The sequence below is a fragment of the Nocardia jiangxiensis NBRC 101359 genome (assembly GCF_000308615.1).
Classification (GTDB): domain Bacteria; phylum Actinomycetota; class Actinomycetes; order Mycobacteriales; family Mycobacteriaceae; genus Nocardia; species Nocardia jiangxiensis.
This window is the reverse complement of record NZ_BAGB01000041.1, coordinates 40,351-52,039: the sequence shown is the minus strand read 5'-3', so window position 1 is coordinate 52,039 and position 11,689 is coordinate 40,351. Positions and strand designations below refer to the sequence as shown.

General features: G+C 63.8%; 9 protein-coding genes. 8 read left to right on the top strand and 1 reads right to left on the bottom strand.

Features of this window, described 5'->3' with window-relative positions; genetic code table 11:
- Positions 1-26 precede the first annotated feature (26 nt).
- On the top strand, positions 27-1,160 hold the full coding sequence (locus ON40_RS14375) for an NDMA-dependent alcohol dehydrogenase (RefSeq protein ID WP_040822753.1): 1,134 nt from the start codon (positions 27-29) through the stop codon (positions 1,158-1,160).
- A 90-nt stretch (positions 1,161-1,250) separates the two neighbouring features.
- On the opposite strand, the gene ON40_RS14370 is transcribed toward ON40_RS14375, so the two are convergent.
- Complete coding sequence (locus ON40_RS14370) at positions 1,251-2,453, bottom strand: CaiB/BaiF CoA transferase family protein (RefSeq protein WP_040822750.1); 1,203 nt, start codon at positions 2,451-2,453, stop codon at positions 1,251-1,253.
- A gap of 654 nt (positions 2,454-3,107) precedes the next feature.
- On the opposite strand from ON40_RS14370, the gene ON40_RS14365 reads away from it, so the two are divergent.
- The 7 genes from ON40_RS14365 to ON40_RS14335 all read left to right on the top strand — a co-directional run bounded on the left by ON40_RS14365 (position 3,108) and on the right by ON40_RS14335 (position 11,607).
- Positions 3,108-3,521, top strand: a complete 414-nt coding sequence (locus tag ON40_RS14365) for a Zn-ribbon domain-containing OB-fold protein (protein WP_040823952.1) — start codon at positions 3,108-3,110, stop codon at positions 3,519-3,521.
- Positions 3,518-4,702 (top strand): thiolase family protein, encoded by a 1,185-nt coding sequence (locus ON40_RS14360; RefSeq protein ID WP_040822747.1) that lies wholly within the window; start codon positions 3,518-3,520, stop codon positions 4,700-4,702. The genes ON40_RS14365 and ON40_RS14360 overlap by 4 nt, the downstream gene beginning before the upstream one ends.
- Positions 4,703-4,881: 179 nt before the next feature.
- Positions 4,882-6,330, top strand: a complete 1,449-nt coding sequence (locus ON40_RS14355) for an MFS transporter (protein ID WP_063712999.1) — start codon at positions 4,882-4,884, stop codon at positions 6,328-6,330.
- A gap of 365 nt (positions 6,331-6,695) precedes the next feature.
- Entirely contained in the window at positions 6,696-7,916 is a 1,221-nt protein-coding gene (locus tag ON40_RS14350) for an amidohydrolase family protein (protein WP_063712998.1), read from the top strand.
- 547 nt (positions 7,917-8,463) lie between these two features.
- On the top strand, positions 8,464-9,507 hold the full coding sequence (locus tag ON40_RS14345) for a phosphotransferase family protein (RefSeq protein ID WP_040822742.1): 1,044 nt from the start codon (positions 8,464-8,466) through the stop codon (positions 9,505-9,507).
- A gap of 40 nt (positions 9,508-9,547) precedes the next feature.
- A complete protein-coding gene (locus ON40_RS14340; protein ID WP_040822741.1) occupies positions 9,548-10,834 on the top strand; it encodes an acyl-CoA dehydrogenase family protein in 1,287 nt (428 codons plus the stop codon).
- Positions 10,831-11,607 carry an SDR family NAD(P)-dependent oxidoreductase gene (locus ON40_RS14335; protein WP_040822739.1) on the top strand — a complete coding sequence of 259 codons (777 nt, stop codon included), beginning with the start codon at positions 10,831-10,833 and terminating at the stop codon, positions 11,605-11,607. Before ON40_RS14340 ends, ON40_RS14335 begins: the two co-directional genes overlap by 4 nt.
- Positions 11,608-11,689: the final 82 nt, after the last annotated feature.

The window sequence follows — 11,689 nt, the reverse complement described above, 5'->3', positions numbered from 1 at the left end:
TCACCTTTTCGCTGGAAGGACCATTCATGCAGACCCAGGCAGCCGTTCTGTGGCAACGCAATTCGCCCTGGTCGATCGAGACGATCGAACTCGATGCGCCGAAGGAGCAGGAAGTGCTCGTCGAGTTGCACGCATCGGGAATGTGCCACTCGGACGAACACATCGTGACCGGTGACATGCCGTTCGCGCTGCCCTGCATCGGTGGACACGAAGGTGCGGGCGTCGTGAAAGCGGTGGGATCACACGTGTCGTGGATCGAGCCGGGCGACCATGTCGTATTCAGTTTCATCCCGTCCTGCGGGCGGTGTCCCTCGTGCTCGACAGGACATCAGAACCTGTGCGATCTCGGTGCGAAGATCTACAGCGGCAAGCAGATTCAGGACGGGACCGCACGCCACCACATCCGTGAGCACGATCTCGCGCTGGCCTGTGGCATCGGCTCCTTCGCCAGGCACACCGTCGTGAACGAAGCCAGCTGCATCAAGATCGACCCGCACCACGCGCTGGACCGCGCATGCCTGCTGGGATGCGGCTTCATCACCGGGTGGGGATCGGCGGTGTACACCGCGGACGTACGGCCGGGTGAAACCGTGGTCGTGGCCGGTGTCGGCGGCATCGGTGCTGCAGCGATCCAGGGTGCGAGACTGGCCGGTGCACGCACGATCACCGCGATCGACCCCAACGAGTTCAAGCGGGAAATGGCACGGAAGTTGGGCGCCACTCATGTGGCGGCGTCCTGGGAGGAGGCCAAAGCGGTTGTCGCAGAGGCTACCTGGGATCGCGGTGCGGACAAGTTCATCACCGCCATGGGCGTCGGTGAGGGCAGCCTGGTGTCGAAGGCTCTCGCGATGATCGCCAAGCGGGGCCGACTGGTCGTCACCAATATCCACCCCATGCTCGAGCGCGAGGTGTCCGCCAATCTGATGGACCTGACCCTGCAGGAAAAGCAGATCGTGGGAAGCCTCTACGGCTCGGCGAATCCCCGTGGCGACGTTCCGAAGGTTCTCGAACTGTGGGATTCGGGTTCGGTCGACCTCGATGCGATGGTCACTCGGACCTACCCGCTCGAGAAGGTCAACGACGGTTACGACGATATGCGGGCAGGCCGCAATATTCGTGGCGTTCTCGACTACACCGGGACACAGACCCCCGCGGCGTAGTCGAATCCGGACCGCAGAGCCCCTGCGGCTTCCCTTCTTCGGAAAGCCGCAGGGGCTCTTAGGTTTCCGGGCCCTTGCGCCGGGCCGGCGTCAGAGAACGGCGCCGGCGATCTTGAGTTCGACGATCTCATCCATCGACAGTCCGATCTCTTCGAGTACCTGATCGGTGTGTTCGCCGTGTTCGGGTGCGCGCTTGACCTCACCGGGCGCCTCGTTGAACTGGACCGGTGCCGAGACGAGTTTGAAATCGGTTCCGTTGGCGTCGGTGACATCGGCGATGAAGTCGTTGGCTTGGACCTGATGGTCGCTGAGCACCTCGTGGGGGGTCTGTACAACCGCCCAGGAACCGTCGATGTCCTTCAGCGCGATTCGCCATTCCGCGAGGGTCTTCTTGGCGAAACCTGCGGCCAGCACTTCGACGAGAGCGAGATGGTTCTGCCCGCGCAGTGCATGGCTGGCGAACCGCGGATCATCGATCAGTTCCGGGCTTCCGAGCACACGCACGAGTTCCGGGAAGTATCGGTCGGACTCGAGCATGACGATCGCGATCGATCGATCGTCGGCGGTGCGATAGCTGTTGACGAGTGGGTTGGCCGCGGTCGCGGGAACCGTCTTCGGGTATCGGTCGAGACCGAACGCGTGCGAGCCGGCGATCGTCGCTCCCATCGCCCACACGCCGAGTGCGAGTAGTGAACCGTCGACGGTCAATGCCTCACCGGTGCGCTCACGATGAAACAGCGCCGAGGAAATCGCCCCCGCGAGGGTCAGGCCACCGAGAGTGTCGCCGAAGGCCGGCCCCGGCATGGTGACCGCGTATCCCAGTTCGTCGGGGCTGACATTGTCGGCGGCACCGCTGCGCGCCCAGAACGAGGTCATGTCGTATCCGCCACGCTCGGACTCCTCGCCGCGTTGCCCGGCCGCCGATCCACGGACATAGATGATCTTGTCGTTGTGTGCGCGTACGTCCTGCACTTCGATTCGAAGCTTCCTACGGGCACCCGGGCGGAGGTTGGTGAGGAAGACATCCGCCGTGGCGACGATCCGCATCAGCACCTCGCGGCCTTCCTCGGTCTTCAAATCCAGTGCGACGCTGCGCTTTCCGCGATTAGGCAGTTCGAACATGTGGTTGACACCACCGGCAGGGATGAGTCCGGAGCTGATCAGACCTCGTTGCGGATCCCCGGTCTCGGGATGCTCGATCTTCAGCACGTCGGCGCCCCACTCCGTCAGGATCGCGCCTGCCACCGGCACGTAGGTCCACGCCGCAACCTCGACGACCCGGATTCCGTTCATTACACCGACCACGAGAGAGCATCCTTTCGAAACGAGCGAGAGCAGCGGATCGGAACGCGTGCGCGAACGCGCTGGGACTATTCGGATCATCTGCTGCCGCGATACATCTGACTCAGTGTACATAAAAATCTCGTCCGCATGTGGTCGCAGTCACAGAGGGTCGGTGGATCTTTGCCGAGGGGTGGGCAATATCGAAACCTTGCCGACGATTCCGCCATGTGAGCTGGGCACTAACCGTTCCGTGGCGATGTGATCGGTGCAGTTCGGGGTCAACGCCGCAGTGACGAGTTCGGCATTTCAGGGTCAGATCCATGCGTGAGAACTAGTATCGCGAGACGTGCCGCTGCGCGGTCATCGGAGCTGATCTGACGTCACTATCTATGTTGCTGCAGCGATCGGTCCTGAGGCACGCTCCGAATGTGAGGCCGGAGCCGCTTTGCGGGAAACATGCACACACCTGTCAGAGTATGTGTCGGCAGTGATGGATCGATAGCTCATCGGCGGCCGTTCATATGTGGTTTCGTCTGAGTACTTACGTGACACAACCATCAGATGTTAGTCTTCCAGCACGGTGACCGGAATCACTCGGAGTCCTGAGAGCGGAGTGGATCACCAGCCGCGCCGGCGCCGAACAGAAGGCTTTGGAGGATGTCCATGTCAAACGAATCGGGTCGAGTGCTCCCCGACGTGACCGAAGAGTCCCGTGCGTTCTGGACCGGTGGATTCGACGGCGAACTTCGTATCACCCGGTGCCAAGCGTGCCGAGGGTGGATCCATCCACCTGTCGGAGCCTGCTGGCGTTGTCGCAGTCTCGATGTCGCGCCTGAGGTCGCGTCGGGTAAGGCCAAGGTTGCGGCGTTCACCGTCAATCGTCACCCGTGGCTGCCCGCATTTCCGCCGCCGTATGTGATCGCGGTCGTCGAACTGGACGACCAACCCGACGTTCGCCTCACCACCTGCTTGGTGGAGGTCGATATCGACTCGGTGGGCATCGGTATGGCGGTCGAAGTCGTTTTTGACGAACAGGATGATGTGGCGATTCCGTTCTTCCGGCCGGTGGCGGCATGACCTTCGTGGACAACCGTGCGGTGATCACTGGTATCGGGCAGTCTCAGATCGGCCGTCGAATCGGCCGCACCGGAATCGCTCTCGCGCTCGAGGCATCGGCACGCGCAGTCGAGCACGCCGGTTTGTCCTTCGACGATATCGACGGGGTGGCAAGCTATCCCGGCCCGGTCGCAGCGGAGGGCGGATTCGTGGGGGCGACGACCCACGACGTGCGGGACGCCTTCGGACTCAGAACACGGTGGCATGTCAGTGGTGTCGAGACCTCGGGCCAGATCGGCACCCTGCTGGATGCCGCTGCGGCAGTGGCGTCGGGGCGCGCCGAGCACGTGCTGTGCTTCCGCTCGGTGTGGGAGGCAACAGCGCAGGCGTCGGGACGTGCGGTGGCCCTGACCTCGAAAATGGCACGTGCGTCCGGTCATTCGGAGTTCCGGATGCCCTTCGGCGCGGCCTCACCCGTGAACTGGATCGGCATGTTCGCCCAACGCTACATGTGGGAGTTCGGACTGACCCGGGAGCAACTCGGCAAGCTGGTGATCAACAGCCGCCGCAACGCGGGGTTGAATCCCAACGCCATCTACCGCGCTCCGATGACGATGCAGGACTACCTCGGCGCACGCATGATCTCCACTCCGTTGGGTCTGTACGACTGCGATGTGCCGTGTGACGGTGCCACCGCCGTCATCGTCTCGCGCCGCGAGGCATCGAGGGGCCTGAAGAACCCACCGATCGCCATCGAGGCGGCCGGTGCCGGTCTCTACCAGCGCCACAACTGGGATCAGCGCGCCGACTTCACCACCACCGCACCGTTCGACGCCGCCGCCTCGATGTGGGAGACCACCGATCTGACCCCGAACGACGTCGATTTCGCCACGCTCTACGACGGTTTCAGTTTCCTGACCCTGCAGTGGCTCGAGGCCTTCGGGTTCGCCGAGCACGGCAAGGTCGGCCAGTTCCTCGACGACGAGGAGCGCTACCGACTGGACGGGGCCCTGCCGATCAACCCCCACGGCGGGCAGCTGTCGGCCGGTCGACTGCACGGCTACGGCTTCCTGCACGAGGCTTGCGTCCAATTGTGGGGCGAGGGCGGGGATCGCCAGATTCCCAAGGACGTCGAGATCGCCGCGGTCGGGGTCGGTGGCGGACCCGAGGCCGGTTGCATGTTGCTGCGAAAAGACAGCTGACCACTGCCAGAGGCGGTTCCGCGGCGGCCGCAAGTGGTCGGCGCCGAGGTTCGAACCGTGCGGTCCATCCCAACGGATCGTCGGCGACCGGACGCGCATACGCCGTCATTTTCAGATCGATAACCGCGTGCTGCGACGGCCGACAGGCTCGCGCAGGACGCGCGAACAAGGACGTTCACATGATTACACCGGCCGATACCGAAGTTCCCGATCCAGAGGTCGCAAGAGAGGTGCCGCAGGGGAGGTGGACGGCACGGCTGCTGGCATCGCTCATCTCGATGGTGCTGGTACTGGAGGTGCTGTCCGCAAGCCTGACGATGGTCGCCGTGGGATTGCCGCGCATCGTGGCGGAATACCACACAACGCAGGGCGCCTGGCTGTCGGCCGCGTACATGCTGGTGGGAGCAGTGATCTCCCCGCTGGTCGGGAAGCTCGCCGACATGCACGGCAAACGAAAACTGTTGCTCATCATGATGGTTCTGGCGACGGTGGGCGCAGTTGTCTCCGCCTCGGCGCCGACATACGGGCTCATGATCACCGGCCGCACCCTGCAGGGCTTCTTGACGCCGGCCATGTTCCTGGTCTACTCACTGATTCGCGACGTCTTCCCCCGCAACAAGGTCGCGCTGTCCGTCAGTATCTCGATGTCGGGTCTGGGTGTCTTCACAGCGGTATCTCCGTACGTGACGGCGTGGGTGCTCGACCACTGGGGCTTCCGTGGCATTTTCTGGATCATTGCCGTCTGCTTGCCGATTCTCGTCGTGATGATCTCACTGACGACCCCGGAGACCTCGGTGCGCGTGCGGTCCCGGGTCGATCTGCTCGGTGCGGTCCTGTTCGCAATCGGATTGTCCGGCATTCTGGTCGGCGTGAGCTTCGGCCCGACCTGGGGCTGGGGTTCGACGAGTACCGTCACCTACTTCGTCGTGGGCGCAGTGGTTCTGGCGGTCTGGGTCGTGTCGGCGCTCAGACTCCGTGATCCCCTCATCGACATCCGGTACTTCCGTCGCCGGCCGCTGTTCTTGACGGCAGTGACCGCGGGGCTGGCGTACGGCAGCACGCAATCGTTCACCACGGTGCTGCCCATCCTGTGCATGACCCCTGCGGCGCTGGGCCTGGGCTATGGCTTGGGCCTGGACGCCTTCGGTTTCGCGCCGATCCTGGCGGCGTTCGGTATTGCGCTGGCTGTGGGCGGTTTCATCGTCGGAAAGTTGGTGCGCTACATCGAAGCTCGCATGCTCCTGGGCCTGGGCCTGCTGCTGATCGGGCTGGGCGCGGTGCTGACCGCGGTCGAGCACGAGAATCGCGGGCTGCTGATCGTGTTCGCGACGCTGGTGGGCCTCGGTATGGGTTTCGGGGTTTCCTCGGTCCCCAACCTGGTGATCGCCGCGGTTCCCGCTCAGGTGCAGGCGTCGGTTGCGAGCGTGATCGTCGTGGTCACGAGCACCGGATCCGCGGTGCTGCCCGTCGCGGTCTTCGCGGTCCTCAACTCACACATCGCCACCGCCGCGCAGGGGCACGTGCTCTACAGCGGCAGTGGCATGAATCTGGCCTTCGTGATCCCCGCCGCGTGCGCGTTCTTCGGGATGATCGTCTCGTTCGCGGTCCGTTGGCGGATCCGCGGCTGAATCCCCGGTGCGGCCCACCCCCGGTGCGTTCGTCGATCCCGTTGCGGCAGAACGAGATCCGGGCGTGGCCGAACCGGATGCGGGTCGCTACGTGTCGGCTGATCCGTCGGGTCGCTACCGGCCAGCTATGTGTATTCAACGTCAGAAATAGGGAAGAAGTCGATGTTCAATCTGGATTGAGCAGATCGACCAGGTAGTCAACGGAAACATGATCAGCAGGTAGAGATCCATGTACGTTGACCTTCGTGATGACCGTCACTACGATGACATGATGTCAGATTTACCTGCGGCTCATGCCTCGGGTGCTGATACATCGGGTGGCGCAGCGCCCAAGAGCCGTCATCCAATTCACAGAGGGAGCCATAGTGCCGCTTCAGGACCATATGCACTTGATCTCGGTGGACGATCACCTCATCGAACCGCCGAACGTGTGGACGTCTCGTCTGCCGAAGAAGTTCCATGAGGAGGGGCCGCACATCATCGAGATGGACATGAGCAACAGCGGCGGCGACGAAGGTCTGTCCAAGGCGCTGCTCGCGTCCGCGCGCGGTGAAGGTGGTCGTAAAGCACAGGCCAAGATCGCCGAGGTGTGGTCGTACGAAGGCAAGATCTACCCCAACATCGGCCTCAATGCCGTCGCCGGCAAGAAACCGCAGGAATACGGCATGGATCCGACCCGGTATTCGGACATGCTCCCCGGCTGCTACGACCCCAAGGCGCGGGTCGCCGACATGGACATCGACGGCGTTCAGGCCGCACTGTGCTTCCCGTCCTTTCCGCGCTTCGCCGGCACCGTCTTCATCGACCACAAGGACAGCGAGCTGGCGCTGCTGTCGGTGCAGGCGTGGAACGACTTTCATCTCGACGAGTGGGCCGCCACCGCCCCCGATCGCTTCATCCCGCTGATCATTCTGCCGCTGTGGGATCCGCAGGAGGCAGCGAAAGAGATCTACCGCTGTCATGCCAAGGGCGCCAAGGCGATCACCTTCCCGGAGAACACCGTCGGGCTCGGTCTGCCGTCCTTCTACACCGATCACTGGGATCCGGTCTTCCATGCGGCCGAGGAGACGAAGATGCCGCTGTGCATGCACTTCGGATCTTCCGGCAAGGCTCCGATGACTTCACCCGAGGCGCCGATGGCCGTGATGATCGCGCTGTTCGGAACCAATTCGATGTACGCGACCGCCGATCTACTGTTCTCGCCGATGTTCTACAAGTTCCCGAACCTGAAGGTCGCCTTGTCCGAGGGCGGAATCGGCTGGATCCCTTATCTTCTCGAACGCATCGACCTCACGTGGGAGAAGCACCGCTGGTACCAGAATGTGAACAAGGAGGTTCGACCCTCGGAAATCTTCCGGAAGAACATCTACGGCTGCTTCATCGACGACCTCGAGGGAGTGTCGCGTCGGCACCAGATCGGCATCGACAACATCACCTGGGAATGCGACTACCCGCACTCGGACTCGAACTGGCCCAACAGCCGTCGATTCACCGAGAAGTTGCTGGCCGAGGTGCCGGATGACGAGGCGCACAAGATCGTCGAACTCAACGCACGGGAGCTGTATCACTTCCCGCGGGTGCGCTGACGCACTGATCGTCGCAGGACGGCCTCACGCCGCATTCGCGAGGCCGTCCTTCGCCGACCTACCGGTGCCCGAGACGGACGTCGATCATTGTCTGGCCGATCGAACGTCGCTGTGCGACCTCTTCGAGTGCCTCGCGGGCATTGCGCAATGGATTGCGCGCGTGGATCGTCGGCCGTTGCGTAGCCCAGGGTGACAGACGTTTCGCCCCAGCGTATTTCGCGCAGTGCGGGCTCGGCGTACCGGCCGCCGACCGGGTCGATGACGACATCGAGTGCGCCGGGTCCGAGGGCGCCGCGCAATTGGTCGCGCAGATCTCCCGCGCGGTGATCGATCCTGGCTCGGGCGCGCTTCGATCCGGCTACCTCGAGCTTGGCCGGAGGCGACGCCGCAGCGACCAGTGGGGTCGGCGCTCCTGGTGTGCCTGGCCGCGCGGGTTGGGCTCATCGTTTCCTCTCCTGTGCCGACTCTGTGGCTCCCACCTGCGAATATGTGACGGTTTCTCGTTAGAGTAATTGCATTCTGTAAAAACAGTCATTATGTTCTGATTATGACCGATCAAGCAGTGACCGCACCGTCGTTGGACACCGAATCGCTGAGTCGATGGATGGACGCGCAAGGTCTCCCCGGCGCCGGTGAGCGTGCCCAGGCACGCGCTCTGACGGGCGGGTCGCAGAACGAGCTCTTCGAGATCACCCGTGGCGGTGAGAAGATGGCACTTCGCCGGCCGCCGAGCTACGGCGTCGAAGGTCGCGCCAAGGTCCTCATGCGGGAGGCGCGTCTGCTGAAGGCTCTCGCCGGCACGGATGTTCCCCATGCGGCGCTGCGCGGGGTCACCGATGACGAGTCGGTCATCGGCAGCCCGTTCTACCTGATGGACCTCGTCGACGGCTGGAGCCCCATGGGCGCCGGGTGGATCGCGCCCTTCGATACCGATTTCGACGCCCGCGGCGGACTGGCGATCGAATTGGTGGACGGCGCGGCGAAGATGGCGCGTGTCGACTGGAAGGCCCGCGGTCTGGAGGGTTTCGGCAAGCCGGAAGGATTTCTCGAACGGCAGGTCGATCGCTGGCTCTCGCACCTGTCCACCTTCAAGTTTCGTGACCTGCCCGGTCTGGACGAGACGGCGAAGTGGCTCAGCGAGCACATCCCGTCCACGTTCGAACCGGGAATCATGCACGGCGACTACCAGTTCGCCAACGTGATGTACCGCCACGGCAAGCCCGCCGAACTCGCCGCGATCATCGACTGGGAGATGGCGACGATCGGTGATCCACTACTCGACCTCGGCTGGGTCCTCGTCGCTTGGTCGCCCGAAGGCGACGCGATGCAGCACGCCCGCTATCTCGACTACACCGGAATGCCGTCGCGTGCGGCGATGCTCGAGCACTACGCGAAGGTCAGCGGACGCGACGTATCCGCCGTGGACTACTACGTCGTTCTCGCTCGATTCAAGCTCGCCATAGTGCTCGAGGCCAGCGTCGCCCGGCACGCCAAGGGCGAGGCCGACGACCGGGTCGCGCGGTTCGGGCCCATCGCGCTCGAGCTGATGGAGTTCGCGGCGTCGTTGTCGCGGACCACGTCGTACCGCTGAGTCGAACATCATTCCGGCAGAACGCAATCGAGGAGTTTTCATGGCATGGGATTTCGAGACCGACCCCGATTTCCAGAAGAAGCTGGACTGGGCGGCTCGGTTCGTCCGCGACGAGATCGAGCCACTCGATCTGGTGTGGCCACACGACAATTACAAACCACTCGACGACGAACACCGCCGCGTCGTCGATCCGCTGAAACAACAGGTTCGCGACCAGCAGCTGTGGGCGTGCCATCTCGAACCGGCGCTGGGCGGCCAAGGCTACGGCCAGCTGAAACTCGCGTTGCTCAACGAAATTCTCGGTCGATCCATCTGGGCGCCGGTCATTTTCGGAACGCAGGCACCGGACACCGGTAACGCCGAAATCATCGCGCACTTCGGCACCGAGGAACAGAAGGCCGAGTACCTGGCTCCGCTGCTGGCCGGCGAGATATTCTCCTGCTATTCGATGACCGAGCCGCAGGGCGGCGCCGACGTCGGGCAGTTCGAGACCACCGCGGTTCGTGACGGTGACGACTGGATCATCAACGGCTACAAGTACTTCTCGTCCAACGCGCGGTACTCGACGTTCTGCATCGTCATGGCGTACACGAACAAGGACGCGGGCCCGCACAAGGGCATGTCGATGTTCCTGGTGCCCACCGATACCGAGGGCGTCGTCATCGAACGCAACGTTCCGCTGATGCACGAGCCCGCGGCGGAGGGGTCGCACGCGTACATGCATTACGACAACGTTCGGGTGCCCGCGACCGCGATGCTCGGCGCCGAAGGGCGGGCCTTCGAGGTGGCCCAGGTGCGACTCGGCGGCGGCCGCGTCCACCACGCCATGCGGACAGTGGGCATGGCGCAGCGCGCACTGGACATGATGTGCGAACGCGCCCTGAGCCGCACTACTCGCGGCAAGCCGCTGGCCGATCGCGAAACCGTGCAGACCTACATCGCCGAGTCCTACGCCCAGCTGGCACAGTTCCGGCTGTTCGTCCTGAAGACCGCCTGGCTCATCGACAAGACCCAGGACTACTCGAAGTGCCGCAAGGACATCAGTGCCATCAAGTTCCTGACGCCGAAGGTGCTGCACGACATCGTCTCTCGTTCTATTCAGGTGCACGGTGCGCTCGGAGTCAGCCAGGACACCCCGTTGGCGCACATGTGGGTCAGCGCACCGGTGATGGGTCTTGTCGACGGGCCCACCGAGGTGCACCTGCGCCAGGTCGCCAGGGGAGTGCTCTCCGGGTACACGGCGACCGGCACACTGTGGCCCAGCGAACACATTCCGTCCAAGCTCGGTGCGGCCGAGTCCAAGCTCGGCATCGGGGGACAACGATGACGGTGCAGGAGAATTCGATCGCACTGACCGGTCGCCGCGTGGTGGTCACCGGCGGTGCGAGCGGTATGGGCGCCGGCTTGGTGCGGGCATTCCCCAAACTGGGCGCGAACGTCGTGTCGATGGACGTCGTCGAGGACGCGGGCGCCGCCATCGCGAAGGACGCGGGTGCCCAGTTCGTGGCCTGTGACGTATCCGAACCCGAGTCGGTGAAAAGTGCTCTGGGGCAGTCGGTTTCACTCCTCGGTGGACTCGATGTCCTGATCCACGCGGCCGGAACGGCACCGGGAGGAGCCGCCGAGGACATCACCTTCGCTACCTGGTCCGAGGTGATGTCCATCAATGCGACGGGCACGTTCCTGACCAATCAGGCCGCCTTCGAACATCTGAAGGCCTCGGGCGGGCAGATTCTCAACTTCGCCTCTGCCGCCGGCGTGCAGGGACTGCCCAACAAGGCGGCCTACTCTGCCAGCAAAGGGGCGGTGGTGGCCTGGACGCGGACTGTCGCGCGCGAATGGGCGCGGTACGACATCACCGTCAACGCGATCGCTCCGGCGATCTGGACTCCGATGTACGACAAGACTCGAGCCTCGATGACGCCCGAGCAGTTGGCGGCGCACGACGCGTTCATGGCGTCCGCGGTTCCCTTGGGCGGCAAGCTCGGCGACGTCGACGAGCACTTCGTTCCCGTTCTCGCCTTCCTGTCCAGCATCGGTGCCCGCTTCATCACCGGTCAGGTATTTCCGATCGACGGTGGCACCCTGATGATGCGGTAGGAGCTCCGGACCTGTCGGCCTACTGCGCCGGCAGGTCGATCAGGGTGCGTGGACGTCGTGTGCGAGGAATTCGGAGACTGCG

What these genes read in the sequence shown, in the direction of transcription:
- ON40_RS14340 (WP_040822741.1), top strand. Translation starts at nt 9,548, where the DNA reads ATGGCATGGGATTTCGAGACCGACCCCGATTTCCAGAAGAAGCTGGAC.
- ON40_RS14365 (WP_040823952.1), top strand. Translation starts at nt 3,108, where the DNA reads ATGTCAAACGAATCGGGTCGAGTGCTCCCCGACGTGACCGAAGAGTCC.
- ON40_RS14355 (WP_063712999.1), top strand. Translation starts at nt 4,882, where the DNA reads ATGATTACACCGGCCGATACCGAAGTTCCCGATCCAGAGGTCGCAAGA.
- ON40_RS14375 (WP_040822753.1), top strand. Translation starts at nt 27, where the DNA reads ATGCAGACCCAGGCAGCCGTTCTGTGGCAACGCAATTCGCCCTGGTCG.
- ON40_RS14370 (WP_040822750.1), bottom strand. Translation starts at nt 2,453, where the DNA reads ATGAACGGAATCCGGGTCGTCGAGGTTGCGGCGTGGACCTACGTGCCG.
- ON40_RS14345 (WP_040822742.1), top strand. Translation starts at nt 8,464, where the DNA reads ATGACCGATCAAGCAGTGACCGCACCGTCGTTGGACACCGAATCGCTG.
- ON40_RS14360 (WP_040822747.1), top strand. Translation starts at nt 3,518, where the DNA reads ATGACCTTCGTGGACAACCGTGCGGTGATCACTGGTATCGGGCAGTCT.
- ON40_RS14335 (WP_040822739.1), top strand. Translation starts at nt 10,831, where the DNA reads ATGACGGTGCAGGAGAATTCGATCGCACTGACCGGTCGCCGCGTGGTG.